The organism is Achromobacter sp. 18P8.1.1 (assembly GCF_057799415.1).
In genome coordinates, this window is record NZ_JBYOKH010000012.1 from 76,710 (window position 1) to 98,434 (window position 21,725).

Genomic DNA, 21,725 nt, shown 5'->3' on the forward strand with positions numbered 1-21,725 from the left:
CTCTTACGCCCCAGACAGGCGTGTCTCCTATCCCTTTATCCGCGAACCGCTTCAAAAGCGCGCACGCAGCCACTCCACCAGATGCCGGGCCGCCACGACCCTGCCCGCAGGTTCGTCCTTGCCCAGCGCCATACCGTGATGATTGCCACGAACCCGAACGTGGGTTTTGTCAGCGGAACCGATCTGCGCATGGATTGCCGCGATGTCGGCGGGAAACGTGCATTGGTCACCGGTGTATTCGATCAACAGCGCGGGTTGAACCGCAGCAGCCAAGGTCCGTTCCAGCGACGCATTGGACGACAGGCCAGACCACGTCGACAGCCACGATTCCGGGGTGACGACGCGTGCGAAACCGACGCTGCCCCAATTCGACACGAACGGATCCTTGCCCCACAGAGATCCGATCTTTCGATCCGAAGGATCCAAAGAAGTGTCCCAAGCCCGGGGATCCGCATCGGTACGCCAGACATGGAAAATCGGCGAAAACGCCGCTTGCACCCGATCCGGCGCCTGTTGCGATCCCGCTTTGACCCTTGCGCGGGCCGACTGCTTGTCGGCCAGCAGCGTGCGCGCGCGTTGGTCGATGCGTTTGACGCGCTCCACCTGCGCCGCGCGATATCGGTTGAGAAAAGCGGGCTCGTAGTGCGCCCGCCCCGCTTGCGGGTCAAACCCGTTGGCCGGCAAGAAAGGGTCGAGCTCCGGGTCGCTCTGCATCGGATCGTTCTCATCCAGTACCGAGGGGTCCAGGCCTGACATCAGCAGCTTGCCCTGCCCCGGGTGCGGCGACAGCAGCACCAGCCCGTCCACTTGCGGCATGTCTAATTCAGCCAACCCGGTGGGCCGGCCCGCCGGGGTCTTGGCGATGCGCTGCGCCGCATCGACCTGGGATTGCTGGTTGTATAGCGAATACAGGCCCGCCCCGCCCGAGTTCCCAAGAAGGGCAATGCGCTCATACCCGAGTTTGCGCAGGTGCTGCATGCCGGCAGCGACGTCAAACAAGGCGATCTCATGCTCCAGGCGAAGGTCATTGCCAATCGAGCGCGGGCCCTGCACCCAGCACGCGCAACCCGCGTCCAAGACAGCAGGGACCATGTAATGCGTCACCGACATTTCGCGCGGATGCATCAGCGAAACGACGGTGCGCTCTTTACCCGTGGCCGTGAACAAGAAACCCAGCGTGCGCTGGCCATCCGCGGTGCCCAAGGCGTACGGAACCACTTTATACGGCCGCTGCATCAGTTCGGCGTCCCAAGACGCTCCGCGCATGCCTGCCGTCACTGCGGCGTTCTCGATATCTGCCATGTGCAACCCTCAATTAATTAACACCATGGCAATTAATTTATTGTTTATTTGCCCGGGTGTCAATTAAATCGTTAATGCCCATGGCGTGACCGGGGCGGCAGCCTCGCCCCGCGCACGACGAAGCCTCCTGCCATAAGTACATCACTCAGAACGACATTTCGAATTCATCGTTTGGCTGCGCCCTTCCCTCCCGTACTGTGATGTGTCCGTGCCGACCTTGCCGCAACGCGCAAGGCGCCGCCTTCGCTTCATTTTCGGAGACCTCCATGAATGACCGGCTGCACCGTACCCAGGCGTCCCGTTCCACCGCCGTCAAGGCGAAGCTGGACTACCCGGTGATCGATACCGACGTACACGTCAACGATTACGCGCCCGTTCTGGAGGACTACATCCAGCATTACGGCGGGGCCAAGCTGGTGGACATCCTGCGCAAGACTCAGGGCTCGCGCTTCGCCACGAAATCCGAGGGCAAGGACTGGTACCAGCAGACACCCGACGAAAGGCAATACCACCGCACGCTGCGCGCCCCGTGGTGGGCGCGCGTCACGCGCAACACCCTGGATCTGGCCACCGTCACCTTGCCCGAACTGCTGTACGAGCGGCTGGAAGAGCAAGGCTCGGACTATTCCATCCTGTTTCCGAACGATGTGCTGGCCCCGCTGGGCGCCGGCAATGAATTCCGCCAGCCACTGCACCGCGCGATCAATCACTTCCATGCGGATCAGTACCGCAAGTACAGCGACCGCCTGACGCCGGTGGCCGGCATTCCCATGTACAACCCGCAGGAAGCCATCGAGGAACTGGAATTCGCGGTCAATACGCTGGGCTTGAAGGTCGCGAACATACCGGGCGGCGTACGCCGGCCAATCAAGGCCATCGCCGACAAATACCCGCCCGCGCAATACCCGGATATCGCGCGCCATGCGTCGTACGTGGATTTCTTCGGCCTGGATAGCGAGTACGACTACGATCCGTTCTGGGCCAAGGCGGTAGAGCTTGGCGTGCCGCTGGCCACGCACTACGGCAGCCAGGGCTGGACGGGGCGGCACTCCATCAGCAACTACATGTTCAACCACATCGGCCACTTCGCCGACGGCTCGCAGGCCTTTGCGAAGGCCCTGTTCTTCGGCGGCGTCACCCGCCGCTTTCCGGGCCTGCGCGTGGCGCTGCTGGAAGGTGGCGCCGACTGGGGCGCGCATGTATACGCACACCTGGTTGACCGCTGGGAAAAGCGCAACCGCAACGCGGTCCAGCATTACAACCCCGCGAATGCAGATATCGACCTGCTGGCGGACCTGTTCGAACGCTACGGCGCAGACCTGCTCCAAGGACGCAGCGTGGACAAGTCCACCTTGCTGGAGGACAGCCTTGGCGTCTCTGCCCTGCCCCACAGCCGCGATCCGCAGGGCGACGAGCTTGACGATTTCGCGGCCGCCGGCATCGAAAGCATCGAGGACATCCGCACGCGTTGGGTCGACAGCTTCTACTTCGGTTCCGAAGCCGATGACAGAACTGTCGGCGCCGCCTTCAATGAACGCGTGAATCCGCTGAACGTGAAGCTCAATGCGATCTGGTCGTCTGATGTGGGCCATTGGGACGTGCCGGACCTGACCGAACCGCTGGCCGAAAGCTGGGACCTGGTCGAGCAAGGCGTGATCACCGAGGCGGATTTCAAGGCGCTGGTCTTCGACAACCCCTACCGCTTCTACACACAGGCGCATCCGCAGTTCTTCAAAGGCACGCGCATCGAGAAGACGCTGCAGGCGCGCGCCGCCTGACAGCCTGACCCATCCCTCACCTTCTGTCCGCTCCTGGCGGGCGGCGGTCTGCCCGTTTGCCGGCGCGGACCGGTTTCGCTCATCCCCGTTTTTCCTCTTTCTACGGAACGACCATGCACCTCCTGCCCTCTGCCCGCTTGATCTCACGACTGTTGCTGGGCGTTGCCCTGTGCGCCGCCGGTGCCGTGGCGTCGGCAGCGCCCGATGTGATCCGGATCGGCGTGGCAACCGCCGGCGGCGGCGATCCGATCACGTGGGGTGGCTCGCCCGGCGGCGTCGCCCGCGCCAACAACTGGCTGGAAGAAGCCTTCAAGGGCACCGGCACCCAGGTGCAATGGCTGTTCTTCAAAGGCGCCGGCCCCGCCGTGAACGAGGCCCTGTCGAACAAGCAGATTGATTTCGCCTACCAGGGCGATCTACCCGCGGTGGTGGGCCGGTCCAACGGCTTGAAGACCCGCATCCTGCTTGGCAGCGGCGTGCGCAACAACCTGTACGTGTCCACGCCCAAGGACTCCACGCTCAACGGCCTGGAGGACTTGAAGGACCGCAAGGTCTCGATCTTCCGCGGCACGAACGGACACCTGGTCGCCATCAATGTGCTGGCCTCCAAGAATCTGACCGAACGCGACATCAAGGGCGTGAACCTGGACGGTGGCAGCGCGCAGGCGGCGCTGGTGTCCAACGGCGTGGATGCGGCGTTCGGCGGCTACGAATACTTCAAGCTGCGCGACCAGGGCCTGGCGCGCATCATCTACTCCACCAAGGGCCAGGATCCGTCTTTCACGCGGCAGGCGGCGTTGTTGGTCCGCGAGGACTTCGAAAAAGAGAATCCCGACGCCGTGCAGCGGGTGGTTGACGTGTTCGTGCGCGCCGCGCAGTGGTCTTCGGAAGAGCAGAACCGCGACGCCTTGTTCAATATCTGGGCGCGCAGCGGCACGCCGTATGCCTCCTGGCAGGCGGAATTCGACGGCGACACGCTGGCCGTCCGCAATTCACCGCTGCTCGATGAATTCCTGACGGCGCGCTACCAAGCGGTAGCCGATGACGCGCTCAAGTTGAAGCTGATCCGCCGCCCGGTCAGCGTGGACGGCTGGTTCGAACCGCGCTACCTGAACGCCGCGCTGCAGAAGGCGAACCTGACCGGCCGCTGGACCGCCTTTAACGCGCAAGGAAAGCCGGCCGCAGGCGAGCGCCAGGCCGCCGCCGCGCCGGCGCGATAAGGAAAGCGCCATGGCAGAGAACACCCTGGACGCCCCCGTTTCACCCGCCCCCGTTTCACCCGCCCACGTTTCGCCCGCACCGGCAAGGCCACGTGCCGGCCGCGCGCCCTCCGCGTTGCTGCGCCATGCAGGGGGAAGCCTGCTGCCCTGGCTGCTGCCCGTCTCGTTGCTCATCCTATGGCAACTGGGCGCGTCCCAGGGCTGGATATCCGAGCAAGTGCTGCCGTCGCCCCACTTCGTCTGGCTGACGCTGCAAGACCTGTACACCAGCGGCGACCTTTGGCTGAACGTGCACGCCAGCCTGCAGCGGGTGCTAGTCGGCTTCGCGGTGGGCAGCGCCCTGGGCCTGGCGCTGGGCGCCGCGATGGGGCTGTGGCGTCCGCTTGAGGCCTATCTGCTGCCCACGTTCAACGCGCTGGTGCAGATCCCCGTGCTGGCCTGGCTGCCCTTCGTGCTGTTGCTGGTGGGCATCGGAGAACCGCTGAAATACATCCTGATCGCCAAGGCGGCACTGGTGCCCGTCACGCTTAACACCTTGCAGGGTTTCCGGCAAACGCCGGCAAGCCTGTTGGAAGTGGCGCGCGTCTACGGCTACACGCGCCGCCAGCAGGTGCTGGAAGTCGTGCTGCCGTATGCGTTGCCGACGCTCTTCACCGGCCTGCGCCTGGGCTTCACCAAGGCCTGGCTGTCGCTGGTCGTGGTCGAGTTGGTCGCATCCAGCGAAGGGTTGGGTTACCTGATCGTCTATGGCCGGCAATTGTTCCAGCTGGATCTGGTCATGGCCGCAGTCATCGTCGTGGGCGCCATCGGCTACGCCATCGACAAACTGTTGGACCTGGCCGAAAGCCGCGTCAGCGCCAACCAGGCAGGCACCCGCCTGGGCGTATCGAATACCGGAGCCCGCCTATGACCACCACTCAGACCGGCCTTGCCCCGGCGTCGCACCGGGTCCCCGCCTGGCGCGCCTGGTTGGGCGCCCGCTGGCGCGGCCTGGTGCTGCCTGCCGTGGCCATCGCGGCGTGGTGGGCGCTTGCACACCTGGGATGGGTGTCAACGCCGTTGCTGGTGTCTCCCGGCAAGGTGCTGGACACCGCCGCCAACCAGATCGCCTCGGGCCAATTGTGGCGGGCGCTCAGCGCCAGCCTTGCGCGCGAGCTGACGGGCTTTGCCATCGGCACCACGCTGGGCCTGGCACTCGGTGCGCTGCTGGGGCTGCTGCCGCTGTTCAACCGGATCGTGGGACCCAGCTTCAACACCTTCAAGCAGATATCGCTGTTTGCCTGGATTCCGCTGATCTCCGTGTGGTTCGGCCTGGGCGACGTCGCCAAAGTGACCTTCCTATCGCTGGCGGCGTTGGTGCCCGTGGTCGTCAACACCTGCGACGGCATCCGCAATACGCCGGCCTCGCTGCTGGAAGTGGCCCGCGTATTCGGCTATTCGCGCTGGCAGACGCTGCTGCATGTGGTGCTGCCGGCGGCCGCGCCCTCGATCTTCACGGGCGTCTACCTGGCGCTGATCTATTCCTGGCTGGCCACGATCGGGGCGGAATACCTGTTGGTGGCCGGCCATGGCATCGGCAACACGTTGATCGAAGGCAGCGAGCATTTCCAGATGGACCTCGTGATCTTCGGCATGTTCGTGATCGGCGTGGTGGGATGGTCCATGAACGCATTGGCCCGCGCGTTGGAGCGCCGGCTGGCGCGGCACCGCTTCGGCGCCGCATGACAACGGAAGAAATGGAATGACGGATACCTTCGGCAAGGAATTGAGCATCCGCGGCGTGGGCAAGCGCTATGCGGGCAGCGGCGACGGCGCACAAGCCCTGCAGGTGCTGCAGGACATCAACCTGGACGTGCCCGCGGGCCGCTTCGTCAGCATCGTGGGCGCCAGCGGCTGCGGCAAATCCACCCTGCTGCGCCTGATCCTGGGCCTGGACGATGACTACACCGGCCAGATCCTGCTGGACGGCAAGCCCGTGCAAGGCGCCGGGCTGGACCGCGGCATCGTGTTCCAGGACCATCGGCTGTTCCCCTGGCTCAATGTAGAACGCAACATCGCGGCGGGCCTGCGCAATGCGGCACTGACCAAGGCCGAGAAAAAAGAGCTGGTGGCCGAGCATATCGCGTTGGTGGGGCTGCAGGGCTTCGAGAAGTCCTTCCCGCACCAGATCTCGGGCGGCATGGCCCAGCGCGTGGCCATCGCGCGCGGCCTGGTGAACCGGCCGCGCGTGCTGCTGCTGGATGAACCGCTGGGCGCCCTGGACGCGCTGACGCGTTCGCGGTTGCAGAACGAACTGCAGCGCATCTGGGAAAAAGAGCAGATCACGATGATCCTCGTCACCCACGACGTGGAAGAGGCCGTGTTCCTGGGCGACCGCGTCGTGGTGATGCAGCCACGCCCCGGACGCATCCGCCGCATCGTCGACGTCGACCTGCCGCATCCGCGCAACCGCAGCGACTTGCGTTTCATCCGGCTGCGCGACGACGTGCTCGGAGACTTCCTCGACCCCGACGGCCGCATTGCCGACAACGAGCGCCTGCCGCCTCCGGGCGCCCTGACGGCCACGGTAGGCACACTGCCTGCCCTGGACCGCCTGCGCATGGCCTGGTAGCCCCCTTTCCCGCATTGACCTGGAAACCCGATGAGCACTCCTTCCCGCCAAATCAAGCTGGGCGCCTTTCTGATGCAGACCGGCCACCACATCGCCGCGTGGCGCCACCCCGACGCTTCGGCCGACGCCGGCCAGAACTTCCGGCACTACGTGGACCTGGCGCGCAAAGCCGAGGCCGCCAAATTCGACGCGGTCTTCTTCGCCGACTCGGTCGGCGTGCGCAACACGCACAGCGCCTCGCTCTCGCGCACGGCCCGCGCCGAGCATTTCGAACCGCTCACGCTCCTGTCCGCGCTGGCGGCCGTCACCGAACGCATCGGGTTGATCGCCACGGTATCCACGACCTACAACGAGCCCTACCATGTGGCCCGCAAATTCGCGTCGCTGGACCTGATCAGCGGCGGCCGGTCCGGCTGGAATCTCGTCACCTCCAGCGGCGAAGGCGAAGCGCAGAACTTCAACCTGGACACGCACGTGGCGCACCCGTTGCGCTACCAGCGCGCCGAAGAGTTCTACGACGTCGTGACGGGCTTGTGGGACACCTGGGAAGACGACGCGTTCATCCGGGACAAGCACACCGGCGAATTCTTCGATGCCAGCAAGCACCACGCCCTTCACCATACAGGCAAGCACTTCTCCGTCCGCGGCCCCTTGAACGTCGGACGCTCCCCCCAAGGCTGGCCAGTCGTGGTGCAGGCCGGCGCGTCCGAGGCCGGCCGCGACCTGGCGGCGCGCACGGCCGAAGTCATCTTCGTGGCGCATCAAACGTTCGACCAGGCGCGCGAGTTCTACGGCGACATCCGGCATCGCGCGGCGCAACACGGCCGAGACCCCGACGGCATCAAGATCATGCCGGGCATCTTCCCCATCGTCGGGCGCACGCAAGAAGAAGCCGAAGAGAAATTCCAGACGCTCCAGGATCTGATCCATCCTGTCGTGGGCGTGTCGTTGCTGTCGAACATGATCGGGGGCATTGACCTGTCTTCCTACCCGGTGGATGGACCGCTGCCGTCGCTGCCCGAGACGAACGGCGGCAAAAGCCGCCAGCAGTTGCTGATAGACCTGGCGCAGCGCGAAAACCTGACCATCCGGGACCTCTACCTGCGCATCGCCGGCGCACGCGGCCACCAGCAGGTCGTCGGCACGCCGCAAAGCATTGCTGACCAGTTGCAGCAATGGTTCGAGGAAGGCGGCGCCGACGGCTTCAACATCATGTCGCCCTGGCTGCCCGGTGGCCTGGACGATTTCATCGAACACGTGTTGCCGGAACTGCGCCGCCGCGGCCTGTTCCGCACCGAATACCAGGGCACCACACTGCGCGAACACCTGGGCCTGCAACGGCCGCCCAACCGCCACACCCTGGCGCGCGAGCAACCGCGGGCGGCGTAGAGGGGCGGCGGCCCCCCGCAGACGGCGGCCCCCGCAAAGGGCGGCCCCCGCAAAGGGCTCCGCACCCGGCTTGACAAGGGCGGCCGCCAGCCAGACCATACGCAGATCCCCCTGATCCCCTTTGCGTATGGCTGATTCCCTCTCTGACAACGCCGCCCTGGCCCGGGCGTCGCAAGACCTGTACGCGGCCGTCCGCCGCGATGCCCCGCTGGTGCAGTGCCTGACCAATTTCGTCTCCATGAACTTCGCGGCCAACGTGCTGCTGGCGATGGGCGCGTCGCCCGCCATGGTGCACGCCACGGACGAAGCGCCGGAGTTCGCGCAGATCGCCGGCGCGGTGGTCATCAATATCGGCACGCTGTCGGTGCCCTGGCTGGAAAGCATGCTGCTGACCGCGGACGCCGCCCGCCAGGCAGGCATCCCCTGGGTGCTGGATCCGGTGGCCCACCACGCCACCGCCTTCCGCCGCGACGCCGTACGGCACCTCTTGGCCTTGCGCCCTGCCATCATCCGCGGCAACGCCTCGGAGATCATCGCGTTGGCCGGCGGCCAAAGCACGGGCAAAGGCGTGGATGCGCGCGACGCCGTGGCGCAGGCCGAGCAATCCGCACGGGCCATCGCCGCCGCGCACCAAACGGTCGTGGCCGTTACGGGCGAAACCGACTATGTCACCGACGGCCAGCGCGCCGTGCGCATCACAGGCGGGTCCGCGCTGATGCCACGCGTCACCGCCACGGGCTGCGCCCTGACCGCGCTGGTCGGCGCCTTCGCGGCCGTCTCCAAGGGCGACCCCTATACCGCCGCCGTCGCTGCGCTGTCGTGCTTCGGCATCGCCGGCCAACGCGCGGAAGTCTTGGCCGAGGGCCCGGGTTCCTTCGCCTGGCGCTTCCTGGACGGGCTGGCGGCGTTGGAAACCGACAGCCTCACCCGGGAATCGCCCTTGCGCTGACGGCTACATCCGATACTGCAAGCTCAACATGGCGTTGCGCGGCGCGCCCGGCATGTTCAGGTTCGGGCTGCTGCCGTGCGCCGACACGATGTACCCGGCGTCGAACAGGTTGTACACGTTCAATTGCACCGCGTACGGGCCCTTGCGCCACCACGCGGCGGCATCCGCCGTCACGTAGCCCGGCAGCGTGACCGTGTTGCCGGGGTTTGCGAAGCGTGCCCCCACCAGATTCAGGCCTGCGCCCGCGCCAAAGCCTTCGCCCAGGTCCTTCGTCACCCAGATATTGGCGGCATGGCGCGGGGTCAAGGTGGCGCGTTTGCCTTCCACGTCCTGCCCCGCGTCGCGGGCCACCGACTTGGTGACGCGCGCATCCAGATAGGCGTAGCCCAGCATGGCGCGCCAGCCATTGGACAGGTCGCCGGACAGCGTCCATTCCGCGCCGTCAGTCCGTTGCGTGCCGACCGGCACGAGCGTGTTGGTGACCGGGTTGGTCACTTTGATATCCGTACGTTCCAGGCGGAAAACAGACACGGTCGTCGACAGCTTGCCATCCAGGAAATCGTACTTGGCGCCGACCTCATAGTTGGTGGTCTTCTCGGGCGCCAGATCCGCGTTGTTGGCCGCCAGCGAGAACGCTTCGCCCGACGGTTGGTACGACTGGCTCCACGATACGTAGTACGACTGCACGGTATCGGGTTGGAACACCAACCCCAGGCGCGGACTCCAGTTGGAATCCGTGCGGGCCAGGTCGGTGCCATTGCGACGGTCTTCCGTCTTCTGCTCGAAGCGGTCGTGGCGCACACCGCCCAGCACCTTCCAGTGGTCCCCCAGCGACACCATGTCCTGCACATACAGGCCCAGCGTATTGAAACGGCCCAGGTTGCTCGTGCCCGGATTGCCGGGAATCTGCAACGGCAAAGTCGGCAGCACGGGATTGAACAGGTTGACGGTCGCCACGGCGTTGGCCGAATAGTTCACAAGATCCTTGTTCTGCTGCCCCACTTCCACGCCATACAGGATGTCGTGGCGCACCGAGCCCCACTGCGCGCGCTGCATCAGTTCGGTCTGGTTGGTCCAGCCATGTTCGTCGCGCAGCACGTTCGACCGGTTCAGCGTGACCGTTTGCGCGGCTTCGTTCACGACGCCGGGCAGCGTGTTGTTGCGGTTCAGCGTGTAGTGGTAGTAGCGCGTGGCGTTGCGCAGCGACCAGTTTTCATTGAAGCGATGGTTCAGCGTGCCGGCATAGGATTGGACGCGCGCCTGCGAATAGTCCACGTCGCGCGCATTCTCGGCGCCGTAGTACGTGGACGGGTCCACATCCACGGGCCGGCCGTGATAGGCGGGAATGCCGAAGTCCGTGATGCGGCGGTCTTCAAGGAATTCGGTCTGGATCAGGAACGTCGTGTCCTCGCCCAGGCGCAGCTGCGCCGACGGCGCGATGGCCTTGCGGTCCAGGAATTGCTTGTCGCGGTAGCTGTCGCCCTTTTCGACAGCGCCGGTCAGGCGCCAGGCCATGCTGCCGCTTTCCGTGGCGCGCCCCAGGTCCAGGTCCAGCCGGCGGTCATTCCACCCACCGTAGCTCAATCCCAACTGCGAGATGTCTTCGCCCGGCTTCTTGGTAATGCGGTTGATGAGGCCACCCGACGAGCCTCGGCCATACAGCACCGCCGCCGGGCCCTTGATGACGTCGATGCGCTCCACGTTGGACAGGTCGCGGAAATACAGCGCGTCGTCGCGGAAGCCGTCCACGAACTGGTCGGCAATGGCGGTGAATCCGCGGATCGACACCTGGTCGCGCTGGCCGTCGCCGGTTGAAAAGCTGACGCCCGGCACGTTCTTCAATGCATCCTGCATCGAATTCGCGTGCTGGTCGCGCATGACTTCGGCGGGCACCACGTTCACCGTCTGCGGAATGTCGCGCAGCGGGGCGTCGATCTTCGTCGCGCTGGTGGAGTCCGGCGGGTTATAGCTTTTTTGCGCATCGTCGCTGCCGACGACGCTGACGGCGGGCAAGGTCGGCGTGGTGGATTGGCCGTGTGCGGGGGCCGGGCTGGCGAACGGCGCCAGGGCAAGCAGTGCTGCGGAGAGGGAACGTGGGGCGTGCATGGCCGTGACAGGTCTTTCTGAAGTCGTTTGAAATGGAACGAGTTGCCATTCTCTTGACAATGAGAATCACTCGCAATTTATTTATCATTCCGTTGCGCGCCGGCCACGATAAATGAGACAAGCGTCCAATTCAGTTCTGCGTCAGCTTCTGTGTGCCACCCGTGCGCGAACCCGCCCACCGCACCCCCCAACGGCATGTCACTCCCAGGTCACACACTGTCCCCAAAATCGATCTCCTTAAACCCGGAGGAAAGACGGTGAAGCCATACGTACGAAAACTCTTTGCGGTGTCCGCCAGCCTGACGCTTGCAGCCGGTTTGGCCGGCTGCGGCGGCGATGACGACGACGATGACGCCGGCACGGTCACGCCCCCGCCCCAAGCCAGCGTGCCGCAAGGCGCCGCGCTGGATCTGGCCATTCTTGCCACCACCGATCTGCACGCCAATGTGCTGGGCTACGACTACTACAAACTGGCCGAAGACAAGAGCTACGGCGTGGACCGGACCGCCACGCTCATCGCCAACGCCCGCAAGCAGTACCCCAACACGCTGCTGTTCGACAACGGCGACACCATCCAGGGCACCGCCCTGTCCGACTACCAGGCGCTGGTATCGCCGGTGCAGTGCTCGGACATGATTGCCATCTACAAGCAGATGAAGCTGCTGGCGTATGACGCGGGCACGATGGGCAACCACGAATTCAACTATGGCTTGCCCTTCCTGTCGCAAATCACGAACGTGGATTTCGGCCTGGCCGGCATCGGCAAGGGCACGGCGCAGACCAATCCCGCCGGCTCCAAGGACTGCGCGGCGCCGGGCTTTCCCTTCGTTTCGGCCAACGTCGTCTCGGCCGCCAGCAAGCAGCCCATCTTCAAGCCCTGGGTGTTGCTGGAGAAGACCTTCAAGGCCACGGACGCCAACGGCAAGACGATCGACGTGCCGTTGAAGGTGGGCGTCATCGGCTTTGCGCCCCCGCCCATCCTGCAATGGGACAAGGCCAATCTGGAAGGCCACGTTGAGGTCACCGGCTGGAAGGAAACGGCGCAGCGCTTCGTACCCGAGATGAAGGCCGCCGGCGCGGACCTGATCGTGGCGCTGGCGCACGGCGGCATCGACATGAAGACGGCGTATAGCCCGTCAATGGAGAACGGCGCGGGTTATCTGAGCCAGGTGCCGGGCATCGACGCGCTGATCACCGGCCACCAGCACTTGCTGTTCCCCGATACCAGCGCCACGTCCCAATTCCGCGGCCAGCCCGGCATCGATCTGGAGAAAGGCCTGATCAATGGCGTGCCGGCGGTGCAAGCCGGTCAATGGGGCAACAACCTGGGCCAGATCACGCTGAAGCTCGCCTATGACAAGGGCTGGAAAGTACAGAAAGATGCGACCAGCGTGCAGCGCATCTCGACGCGCCTGACCGCGCAAAACGGTGCCACGCCGGCAACGTACGTGGCCTCGGACACCGCCGTGCAGCAACTGGTGCAAGCCGAGCACACGGCCACCATCGCCTACGTGAAAACGCCGATCGGACAGAGCCAGTTCGACATGGCAACCTACTACGCGCTGACGGGCGACGTGTCAGCCCTGCAGATCGTGAACATGGCGCAGATCGACTACCTGACGGACTACATCGCCAAGAACAGCCCGTCGTACGGCAACCTGCCCATCCTGTCGGCCGCCGCCCCGTTCAAGGGAGGCCGTAACGGTCCCGGCGACTTCACGTTCGTCAAACAGGGCAACGTGGCGATCAACAACGCCGCCGACCTTTATCTCTATCCCAACACGCTGCAAGTCGTGCGGGTAACGGGCGATACCGTGCGCCAGTGGCTGGAAAAGACGGCCGAACAGTTCAAGCAGATCGATCCGGCCCAGGTCGCCCCGCAAGACCTGGTCGACACCAGCTTTCCCACGTTCAACTTCGACGTGCTGTATGCGGCGGGCAATGCGCTGAAGTACGAGATCGACGTCAGCCAGCCCAAGGGCTCGCGCATCTCGGGGCTGACCTACCAGGGTGCGCCGCTGAACCCGGCTGCGCAGTTCCTGGTGGTGACCAACAACTACCGCGCCAGCGGCGGCGGCGACTTCCCGGGCCTGGCCGGCGGCAAGGGCGACATCGTGCTGCAAGCCCCCGACGCCAGCCGCGACGTGCTGATCAGCTACATCAAGAAGAACGCCACGCTGGATCTCGCCACCTACGGCCTGGACCGCAGCTGGCGCTTCAAGCAGTTGGGCGCGCTGGCCGGGCCGGTGGTGTTCTGGTCGGTGCCGGGCACGGTGGCGATGGCTGCCACGCATGGCGTGACGAACGTGTCGGTGTATGACGCCACGCCGGATGCAACGACGCAGCTGTCGCGTTACGCGGTGGACCTCAGCCAGTAGGTCGTGAGCGGTGAACGGCTAGCGGTGAACCGTAAGCGCTCCGCTTCCGTGCACCCTCAGCGCCGGGGCCGCCGCCGCACGGGCTCGCTCAGCGGTTTGAGCACGGCGTCGCGGAACTGGCCCTGGTCGTCGTGCATGGCGACCAGGCTGCGCGCGCGCTGCCACACCGTCATCTGCCGCACGGGCACGCGCGCTACGGCGGCCATATCCTGCACCCGAACGGGACGCGCCATGGCTGGCGTGTCCCGTTCCCTGTTTTCCGCATCTTCGCGATCGCGCACGAGCCTTGCCGTCACCATCATCACCAGCAGCAACACCATGACCCCGGCCGCGCACAGCAGCAAAAAGCGGCGGTCGGACGTGGAGGACGCCGTCGTCATGAAGAAGTCCCAATAGACAAAGAACAGGAAGACCGCCCATACGGCTACGAGCAGCATCGGCCGCAACAGGTTGAACCACAGCCATCGTCCTGCTCCCAGCGCCGGCCCCGCAATGCGTAACCATGTCGACAACGACCGGTCGGTGTTGTCGATGATGGGTGCTTCAGACATCTCTTTCTCCTCGGTCCGGGCTGACCCAGACGGCTCGTTTCCCACGCCGGCGCAGCAGCACTGCCGGCACGGCGACCACGGTCGTAACCATGTTGATGAACCAGAACCCCACCGGGTACCAAAAGGTCCAGAAGTAGTAGCGCAGCAAGGCGCGGTCGTAGCGCCGGTCCACCAGCATGCTGGTCAGGATTTGCAACATGCAGGCCAGCGCCAGCAACAGGCCGTGCCATTGCGGCAACAAGCCCACCCGCCACGCGTTCGGCAGGCCCATGGCGGTGCCGATCACCCCGCCCAGCAGCACCAACGCCATCAGATAGGCCCACAGCACGCTCAGGAAGTATTCGGCGTAGATCGGCCACATGCGTCGCATGCGCCAACGCGCGATCTGCGGCGAATACTTCAACAGCGTCTGCACGCCGCCCATGGCCCAGCGCAACCGCTGGCGCCACAGGCCAAGCAGCGTCTCGGGCGTCAATATCCAGCTCAGCGCACGCGGCTCGTAGCCGATGCGCCAACCCGCCAGTTGCAGCTTCCAGCTGATGTCGATGTCCTCCGTCAACATCTCGGCGCTCCAGAAGTCCACATCCGCCAACGCCTGGCGGCGGAACATGACGATGACGCCCGACACGGTGAACAGGCGCCCGTAGAGCTGTTGCGTCCGTTTGATCAGGCCGATGATGGACGAGAACTCGCCCACCTGCATACGCCCGAGCAACGTCGTGCGGCTGCGGATACGTGGATTGCCCGTCATGGCGGCGACTTTTCCATCGCGCAGGAAATGCCGCAGCAGCCACGCGATGGCATTGGCGTCCAGCAGGGAATCGCCGTCGATGCCCAGCACATATTCGCCTTGGGCCAGCATCGACGCCGTGGTCAGCGCCACCGCCTTGCCCTGATTGTGATTCTGATGCACCACGCGCAACAGCGGATGGCGCAACGCCAGCGTGCTCAGCCGATCCCCGGTGCCATCGGTGCTGCCGTCGTTGACCGCGATGACTTCGTAGTCCGGATAATTCAAGGCCATCAACGCGTTGATGACCTCGTCGATGTTGTCCTCTTCGTTGTAGCAAGGCACCAGGATGCTGACCTTGGGCTGCGTGGGCAGCAGCGTCAACGGGTCGATGCCCGCATGCTGCTTGCGTTCAAACTGGATGTAATGCGCGAGGCCGCCGGTGATCCACAGCCAGGCCATGCAGAACGGGTAATAGAACACATAGGCCAGCACCAGGCTTGAGGCGGCATCCCAACTGATGGCGGTCATGGGTTGCGCCCCTTGGTAGCGGACGGCGAGGCCGGGGCCGCAACCCTCCCCGCAGCCGGAGCCTGGGCGGGGTCGCGGAAGAACTCACGCCGCAGCTCCTGCTGCACGGACAGATGCGGCTTGATGGCATCCAGCGCGGGCTGGTCGTTCAGGAAGTCGTCGGGGTAGTAACCCAGGTTGCGCACGCCCGCCGTCCGCAGCAGCGTGAAATGCCGGTCCAGCACGTCATCGGGTATGGGCTTGCCGGTACGCCAGTCGCGCGACTGCAATTCAAACAGCGTGCGGGCCTGCGCACCCGGCACCGCCGCCACGGCGTGCACCAATTCCCGCAGCCAGGCGTCGGGGTCGGCGGCCTGCTCCATGTAGGGCATGGCTTCCAACGCCGTGTAGTCATAGGCTTCCAGGAATGATTCAAAATGCTGTGCAAAGCGCGCCTGCGACGCTGGCTCGAGCAACGGCCGCGCATACATGTTGCGCGCGGTGCGCAATACCGGCTGCCATCGGCGCAAAATGTCTGACAGTTCATGCGTGAAGTCGATCAACGCCTGGGTTTTCAGCTGCGTCCAACGTTGCGACAAGCCGGGCGACGCGCGGATGGCGGCCACGTCCGGCGGCAGGCCCCAGCCACGATAGGCTTGCAGCGCTGCGGGGCTGGCGTCCTCAAAATCGTTGAACAACGCATCGTCGTGGTAGAGCACCCCCGCAAACGACGCATATCGACCGAGATCGTCGTAGATGTCGAAGATTGCCTGGCGCGCCAAGGGATCAAAGATCGACAACCGGCGGTAGGTGTCGCCCGCGCCAGGCGGCGCACCCGGCATCTGCTGCACCACGCGATGCGCGGCCGGGTCCGAGTCCGGCAGCACGAAAGACGACACCGGCATCCATGCGTAAACCTGCACGTGCGCGCGCGTGCGCAACTGCCAGGCCACGCGGCTGAACAGGTCGGCCCGCATCGGCATGCGCCGGTTCGGGAAATACAAGGCGTCCGCCACGCCATCGCCGTCCGGATCCGCGAACGCCTGTAGGAACACGCTGCTGGGCTGCACACGTTGCACCCGGTCCAGCAAGCGCGACAGGTTGCGCTCCTGCTGCACGGGGTCGGGGTCATACACGTAGTCCAGGTCCACATGCATCATGCGGTTGGGTTCCGCGCGGCTGGCGCCGGCGGCCGCAGGCGAGCGCAGTTCACGCAGCAGTTGTGGGCCTTCGTCCTGGTAGCCGATCAAGCCGCGTCGCATGCGGTTCAGCGGCACGTCCGCCGTGTTGGGGCCATCATCCAGCGTCAAGGCGATGGGCATGCCCGCGGCGTCGGCGGCCGCGATGGCCGCCTCGTTGTATGCGCCATACGGCCACACCACGGCCCGCACCGGCACGCCCGTGTGGCGTTCGATGTCGGCCTTGTTACGCTGCAAGTCTTCGGCCAGCCGCGCCCGGTAAGCAGCGTCCGACTCATACGACTGCGTGGCGGGGTCGTATCGATGCACGGTGGCCGCGGGCAATAGATTGCCCTGGGGATTCGCCTGAATGCCGCGGTGCATGGCATGCGTATGGCCGGCCAGTTCCACCAGACCGGACTGAGCCATTTCACGTGCCTGGTCCCAGGTCAGGAAACTGGCGTTTGGCGCTGGCGCCCATGCGCGCGCGCCCTCACCGCCCGCCCCCTGTGGCCCGTCGACCCACGCGCTCACCACGCCCATCACGGCGGGATATCCGAAGCGCTTGAGTAGCGGATAGACGACGGTATAGGCGCTTTGGTAACCGTCATCGAACGTCAGCAGCACAGGCTGGGGCGGCAGCGGCGCCCCACCCGCCCGCGCCGCCACGATCTGCGACAAGCTGACAGGGTGATAACCCGCGCTGCGCAGCCACGTGAACGCCGCCAGCAAGGTGCTTTCATCCACGGCCGTGGCGTCCGGCGAGGTCTCGAAGCTGGCTCGCACGTTCTTGCGCACGTCATGAAACGTCAGCACGCGAAATGTCTGGCCGTCGTCTGGGTCGGCGGCCATGAGCGTCTGGGCAGCAGCGGGCGCGGCCACAAGCCACAGGCACAACCACAAGCCCAAGCCCCACCCCAGCACGCCGCTTCGCAGGCGCAACCTTGTCACCATCGCTTGCTCCGTTCAGTAAAAGGGAATGGCCACATTCAGATAGCCGACCGTGCGCCGCTCGCGCTGGCCGTCATACGGGTGCCAAGCCGTGCCGATGCCGTACGTCAGCGACCAGCCCGGCCGAACCGTCCATTCGTGTTCGTAACGCAGACCGGCCATTGCTTGCGACCCGTAGCCGTGTTGCCGATACGACCCTGCGCTCACGTAAAAGCGCTGCACCATCGTCCTGTCGTCGCGCTTCCAGGTCAGCAGCTGGTAGCGCGCCTCAAGCTCCACCGAACCATCCGACTCCGGGCTGTAGTACGGCACATCGGTGTTGCGATTGCGGGACACGTCCGTGCGCAGCGTGGTCTGGAATTGTTGCGAGGGGCCACTGAACCAGCGCTCGGTCCACGACAATGCGCCACCTTGATTCACATTGCCGTCCGTGAACTGCATACGCTGATAGCTGAGATCAAAGCGGCGCGATTCGTTAACCAGATACGCAGCGGACACTTGCGCCTGACGGCCCGCAATCCCGGCGTCGTAGGCGCGCCACGGAACGTCCAGCGCGTTGCTGTCGTATGACGCGCTCAGTTCAACGTGGTCGCCCAGGCGATAGCTGCCGCCCACGGCGAAGCCGCCGTTGCGCGGGCCACCGGTGTCGCGGTGCGCCTCGGCTTCCAGGTTCCAGCCGTCGCGCTCCCAGCGCAAGCCCAGGCCGGTGCGGCCGCGATGCGCGCGTCCGTTGCTGGTGTCGCCGTAGCTCCAAGCCTGACGCGCGAACACGCGCCACTGATCGTCGATCAAGCCGGATTGCAGCCGCGCATCGATCAGGAAATCTTCATCGGATAGCGCGCTGGAATGGTTGCCCTTGCCGTACTGGGACTGGACGTTCAGCGTTGCGCCGCGGCTTGCCGCCTGATCGCGCGCGGCGTTCTGCACCAAGCCCGCTTCGGGATATTCCCGATGCAATTGCGCCATCGCGGCGCGGCTATCGCGCTGTTGGCCCGTGGCCGCCAGACCTTCGGCCACCGCGCTTCTGACGGGCACCGCATCCGGGTGATCGGTGGATGCCGCCTGCGCCATGGACAGTGCCTGGTGCGGATGCTCGCGCGCGGCGGCGGCCCGCGCCCGGCCTTCGGCGAACGCGGCGTTGAACGGCGCTTCACGCACCAGCATCTCGTAGGTGGCCTCGGCGCGCGCCGGCTGATCGGTATATAGGTAGTAGCGCCCCCGAAGATCGCGCACGCGGGCGTAATCCTCGTTCGGCGTATCGGGCAGCGGCGCTTGCCGCACGGTAGGCGGCGTTGCCGCTTCCAGCTGTTGCAACAGCGCGTCTGCCGCGGCGAAGCGCCCGGTATCAATGTAGGCGTAGAACAAACCCACGTGGGTGTCGCTAGGCACGGGCAGGCGCTCTCCCGCCAATTCAATGGCGCGTTCGTACAGCGGCACGGCGCGATCCGAACGCCGTAACCTCGCGTATGCATCCGCCGCAGGAGACAAACCGTAGTACGGCACGTTCACCCCTTGCCCCGCCAACGATTCATACTCGTCCACGCACGCCTGCACCTCGCCGCGCGCATTCAACGCCACCAGGCGGTCGACGCGCGCCCGATCGCGCACAGCCCGTGTTGCGGCGTCTGTCGGCTTGCCAAGTTCGGCCAGCAGCGTATTGGACGCGGCCAGCGCCTGGTCAAGCGCGTCGTAACGCCTGGCCCCGCCCACGATGTCGCGCTGCTTGATGCCCCAGGCGATGTCCTGGCCAATGGCCTGCTGACGCAAACTCAGGATCTCGACATCACTAAACAAGGGCGGACGCGCTTCGTCCAGCGCGGCGCGAGCGGCGCCCTGCCGCGCCATCACAAACACGTCGGCCCGCTTTGCGCTACGCGACTGGGGCATGAGTTCAAGCGCATGGCCGTACGCTTGCGAGGCGCCGCGGAAATTTCCTTCCTGCTCTTGCACGGCGCCCATCAGTTCGGCCGCCGCCGAGCGGACTTCCCGGGGCGCGGTCTCGTCCGCCCACACGCTCGCGGCAACCGCGCGCGCTACCGCCGGCGCATTGTCATCAAAGGCGTACTGCGCCTTGCGCAGGCGGGTCAATGCCTCGTCCGGGGCACGCCGCACCAGTGCACGGACCACGCGCCGCTCGTCTTCGACCGCACCCAGATGGCGCGCCGACACAAACAACACATCCAGCGTGTAGGCCGGCAGACCGTCAACGCCCTGGGCTTGGGCCAGCGCCAGCGCTTGGCGGTCTTGTCCGGCACGCGCCAGCAAGGCCACCGCGTCCGCCAACACGCGCGAGCGCGCATCGGCTGGCGGTGCGGTGCCGTCGTTACCGGTCAGCCACGCCCGAAGAATGCGCGCCACATCCTCGGGGTGATCCACAGCCGTCTGGCGCACCAGAAAGTCGTGCAAGGCAGGCGAATATGGCTGTTGTGCCGCGGCGGGCGCCACGCCGCCCATCACCAACGACGCTGCGAGGGCGAGCGGTGAGAAAGAGGGTATTCGGTTCTTTTTCGATAGGAATTCCAGCATCCGTCATGGCACCGCCTCGTGCATGCCACCGCCGCACGGATAGGTGTCGCTATTGGTCTGCGGATGAAGGTATCAGCAACGTGTCCCCGATATCGACAGCGAAGCCGACAAGGTGTGTAGCGATGTTACGCAGCCGACGCATTTCCTTGCTCGTCTGACCGCTCGGGGCATTTTTCTTACATCTGAGCCTTCCCGCTCATGGGCGCCAGTCATTTACAAAGCAGGAACAAAGCGCACGCAGACATTTAAATGACAGCTTACGGTGCTTACAATGACGCTGTTGCGCCGCAACATCCGCAGAAATCTCCCCCTAGTACATCCATGTCCCACCCCTCTTCTACGCAGCACCGGCCCGCACTGGTGCTGCTTGCCCTTGCTGTCGGCAGCTTCGCCATCGGAACCACCGAGTTCGCCACGATGAGCCTGCTGCCCTACTTCTCTCAGTCGCTCGGCATCGACGCACCCACCGCCGGCCACGTCATCAGCGCCTATGCGCTGGGCGTGGTGGTGGGCGCGCCGATCCTTGCCGTGCTGGGCGCCAGAATGCCCCGCCGCCGGCTGCTTATCGCCCTGATGGGGCTGTTCGCCATCGGCAACGGCCTGAGCGCGATCGCGCCTGACTACCACTGGATGCTGTTCTTCCGCTTCCTGAGCGGGCTGCCCCACGGCGCGTACTTCGGCATTGCGTCGCTGGTGGCCAGTTCGCTCGTGCCCGCCAACCGGCGCACCATGGCCGTGGGCCGCGTGTTTCTCGGGTTGACCGTCGCCACCATCGTGGGCGTGCCCCTGGCCAACTGGCTGGGCCAGGTGATCGGCTGGCGCTGGAGCTTCGCCCTGGTGTCGCTGCTGGCCGTGCTGACAATGGTCAGCGTGGCCATCTTTGCGCCCGACACCCCCGCCGACCACAAGGCCAGCCCGCTGCGCGAACTGAGCGCGCTGGGCCGCGGCCAGGTCTGGATCACGCTGGCCATCGGCGCCGTTGGTTTCGGCGGCTTGTTCTCGGTCTACACGTATCTGGCCGACACGCTTGGCGCCGTCACGCAGGTGTCGCCGTCGGTCGTGCCGTTCGTGCTCAGCGCGTTCGGCGTGGGCCTGACAGTCGGCAATATGGTGGTCCCGATCTTTGCCGACCGCGCGGTGATGCGCACCGCCGGCCTGCTGCTGCTGTGGTCGGCCGTGGTGCTGGCGCTGTTCCCGCTGATGGCGCACAACGTCTGGCTGATCACGCTGAATGTGTTCCTGGTGGGGGTGGGCGGCGCGTTGGGCACCGTGCTGCAAACCCGCTTGATGGACGTGGCGGGCGATGCGCAAGGCCTGGCCGCGGCGCTGAACCACTCGGCCTTCAACACCGCCAACGCGCTCGGCCCCTTGCTGGGTGGGCTGGCGATTGCCGCGGGCTATGGCTGGACGTCGACCGGCTGGGTCGGCAGCCTGCTGGCGCTGGGCGCCATGCCCTTGTGGTTGTGGGCCGTCCTGCTGGAACGTCGGCATCGTGCGGCGCGCCAGGGCAACCTCGTCGCCAGCACGGAATCGGCGCGCTGACGGC

General features: G+C 65.5%; 15 protein-coding genes. 9 read left to right on the forward strand and 6 right to left on the reverse strand.

Features of this window, described 5'->3' with window-relative positions; translation table 11 throughout:
- Positions 1–51 precede the first annotated feature (51 nt).
- Positions 52–1,236 carry an alpha/beta fold hydrolase gene (locus tag AC27VE_RS10455; protein WP_488703820.1) on the reverse strand — a complete coding sequence of 395 codons (1,185 nt, stop codon included), beginning with the start codon at positions 1,234–1,236 and terminating at the stop codon, positions 52–54.
- 332 nt (positions 1,237–1,568) lie between these two features.
- Between AC27VE_RS10455 and AC27VE_RS10460 the strand changes: the two genes are divergently transcribed.
- The 7 genes from AC27VE_RS10460 to thiM all read left to right on the forward strand — a co-directional run bounded on the left by AC27VE_RS10460 (position 1,569) and on the right by thiM (position 9,249).
- Positions 1,569–3,080 carry an amidohydrolase family protein gene (locus tag AC27VE_RS10460; protein WP_454677268.1) on the forward strand — a complete coding sequence of 504 codons (1,512 nt, stop codon included), beginning with the start codon at positions 1,569–1,571 and terminating at the stop codon, positions 3,078–3,080.
- A gap of 113 nt (positions 3,081–3,193) precedes the next feature.
- Complete coding sequence (locus tag AC27VE_RS10465; protein ID WP_488703792.1) at positions 3,194–4,300, forward strand: ABC transporter substrate-binding protein; 1,107 nt, start codon at positions 3,194–3,196, stop codon at positions 4,298–4,300.
- A gap of 10 nt (positions 4,301–4,310) precedes the next feature.
- Entirely contained in the window at positions 4,311–5,210 is a 900-nt protein-coding gene (locus AC27VE_RS10470; protein WP_488703793.1) for an ABC transporter permease, read from the forward strand.
- The gene (locus AC27VE_RS10475) at positions 5,207–6,025 is read left to right on the forward strand and encodes an ABC transporter permease (RefSeq protein ID WP_488703794.1); all 819 of its coding nucleotides are present in this window, start codon (positions 5,207–5,209) and stop codon (positions 6,023–6,025) included. Before AC27VE_RS10470 ends, AC27VE_RS10475 begins: the two co-directional genes overlap by 4 nt.
- A 16-nt stretch (positions 6,026–6,041) precedes the next feature.
- The gene (locus AC27VE_RS10480) at positions 6,042–6,911 is read left to right on the forward strand and encodes an ABC transporter ATP-binding protein (protein WP_488703795.1); all 870 of its coding nucleotides are present in this window, start codon (positions 6,042–6,044) and stop codon (positions 6,909–6,911) included.
- A 30-nt stretch (positions 6,912–6,941) separates the two neighbouring features.
- The gene (locus AC27VE_RS10485) at positions 6,942–8,300 is read left to right on the forward strand and encodes an LLM class flavin-dependent oxidoreductase (RefSeq protein WP_488703796.1); all 1,359 of its coding nucleotides are present in this window, start codon (positions 6,942–6,944) and stop codon (positions 8,298–8,300) included.
- 127 nt (positions 8,301–8,427) lie between these two features.
- Positions 8,428–9,249: a hydroxyethylthiazole kinase gene (thiM, locus tag AC27VE_RS10490; RefSeq protein ID WP_488703797.1), complete on the forward strand. Its 822-nt coding sequence runs from the start codon at positions 8,428–8,430 to the stop codon at positions 9,247–9,249.
- 3 nt (positions 9,250–9,252) lie between these two features.
- On the opposite strand, the gene AC27VE_RS10495 is transcribed toward thiM, so the two are convergent.
- On the reverse strand, positions 9,253–11,355 hold the full coding sequence (locus AC27VE_RS10495; RefSeq protein WP_488703798.1) for a TonB-dependent receptor: 2,103 nt from the start codon (positions 11,353–11,355) through the stop codon (positions 9,253–9,255).
- A 257-nt stretch (positions 11,356–11,612) separates the two neighbouring features.
- Between AC27VE_RS10495 and AC27VE_RS10500 the strand changes: the two genes are divergently transcribed.
- Positions 11,613–13,733 carry a 5'-nucleotidase C-terminal domain-containing protein gene (locus tag AC27VE_RS10500; protein WP_488703799.1) on the forward strand — a complete coding sequence of 707 codons (2,121 nt, stop codon included), beginning with the start codon at positions 11,613–11,615 and terminating at the stop codon, positions 13,731–13,733.
- Between the two features lie 56 nt (positions 13,734–13,789).
- Here the strand turns inward: AC27VE_RS10500 and pgaD are convergent, their stop codons facing one another.
- Genes pgaD through pgaA form a run of 4 tightly spaced genes read right to left on the reverse strand, consistent with a single transcriptional unit; the run spans position 13,790 to position 20,044 of the window.
- Positions 13,790–14,284: a poly-beta-1,6-N-acetyl-D-glucosamine biosynthesis protein PgaD gene (gene pgaD / locus AC27VE_RS10505; protein WP_006225255.1), complete on the reverse strand. Its 495-nt coding sequence runs from the start codon at positions 14,282–14,284 to the stop codon at positions 13,790–13,792.
- Positions 14,277–15,545 carry a poly-beta-1,6-N-acetyl-D-glucosamine synthase gene (gene pgaC / locus AC27VE_RS10510; RefSeq protein WP_427956834.1) on the reverse strand — a complete coding sequence of 423 codons (1,269 nt, stop codon included), beginning with the start codon at positions 15,543–15,545 and terminating at the stop codon, positions 14,277–14,279. Before pgaC ends, pgaD begins: the two co-directional genes overlap by 8 nt.
- Positions 15,542–17,656, reverse strand: coding sequence for a poly-beta-1,6-N-acetyl-D-glucosamine N-deacetylase PgaB (gene pgaB, locus AC27VE_RS10515; RefSeq protein ID WP_488703800.1), 2,115 nt, complete (start codon positions 17,654–17,656; stop codon positions 15,542–15,544). The genes pgaC and pgaB overlap by 4 nt, the downstream gene beginning before the upstream one ends.
- Before the next feature lie 12 nt (positions 17,657–17,668).
- Positions 17,669–20,044, reverse strand: coding sequence for a poly-beta-1,6 N-acetyl-D-glucosamine export porin PgaA (gene pgaA, locus AC27VE_RS10520; RefSeq protein WP_488703801.1), 2,376 nt, complete (start codon positions 20,042–20,044; stop codon positions 17,669–17,671).
- A gap of 456 nt (positions 20,045–20,500) precedes the next feature.
- Here pgaA and AC27VE_RS10525 point away from each other — a divergent pair, with 456 nt between their 5' ends.
- The gene (locus tag AC27VE_RS10525; RefSeq protein ID WP_006225259.1) at positions 20,501–21,721 is read left to right on the forward strand and encodes an MFS transporter; all 1,221 of its coding nucleotides are present in this window, start codon (positions 20,501–20,503) and stop codon (positions 21,719–21,721) included.
- The last annotated feature ends 4 nt before the right edge of the window (positions 21,722–21,725 follow it).

Excerpts from the sequence above, each read along its gene's own strand:
- AC27VE_RS10455 (WP_488703820.1), bottom strand. The coding sequence starts at position 1,236 with ATGCAGCGGCCGTATAAAGTGGTTCCGTACGCCTTGGGCACCGCGGAT.
- AC27VE_RS10460 (WP_454677268.1), top strand. The coding sequence starts at position 1,569 with ATGAATGACCGGCTGCACCGTACCCAGGCGTCCCGTTCCACCGCCGTC.
- AC27VE_RS10465 (WP_488703792.1), top strand. The coding sequence starts at position 3,194 with ATGCACCTCCTGCCCTCTGCCCGCTTGATCTCACGACTGTTGCTGGGC.
- AC27VE_RS10470 (WP_488703793.1), top strand. The coding sequence starts at position 4,311 with ATGGCAGAGAACACCCTGGACGCCCCCGTTTCACCCGCCCCCGTTTCA.
- AC27VE_RS10475 (WP_488703794.1), top strand. The coding sequence starts at position 5,207 with ATGACCACCACTCAGACCGGCCTTGCCCCGGCGTCGCACCGGGTCCCC.
- AC27VE_RS10480 (WP_488703795.1), top strand. The coding sequence starts at position 6,042 with ATGACGGATACCTTCGGCAAGGAATTGAGCATCCGCGGCGTGGGCAAG.
- AC27VE_RS10485 (WP_488703796.1), top strand. The coding sequence starts at position 6,942 with ATGAGCACTCCTTCCCGCCAAATCAAGCTGGGCGCCTTTCTGATGCAG.
- thiM (WP_488703797.1), top strand. The coding sequence starts at position 8,428 with ATGGCTGATTCCCTCTCTGACAACGCCGCCCTGGCCCGGGCGTCGCAA.
- AC27VE_RS10495 (WP_488703798.1), bottom strand. The coding sequence starts at position 11,355 with ATGCACGCCCCACGTTCCCTCTCCGCAGCACTGCTTGCCCTGGCGCCG.
- pgaD (WP_006225255.1), bottom strand. The coding sequence starts at position 14,284 with ATGTCTGAAGCACCCATCATCGACAACACCGACCGGTCGTTGTCGACA.
- pgaC (WP_427956834.1), bottom strand. The coding sequence starts at position 15,545 with ATGACCGCCATCAGTTGGGATGCCGCCTCAAGCCTGGTGCTGGCCTAT.
- pgaB (WP_488703800.1), bottom strand. The coding sequence starts at position 17,656 with ATGGTGACAAGGTTGCGCCTGCGAAGCGGCGTGCTGGGGTGGGGCTTG.
- AC27VE_RS10525 (WP_006225259.1), top strand. The coding sequence starts at position 20,501 with ATGTCCCACCCCTCTTCTACGCAGCACCGGCCCGCACTGGTGCTGCTT.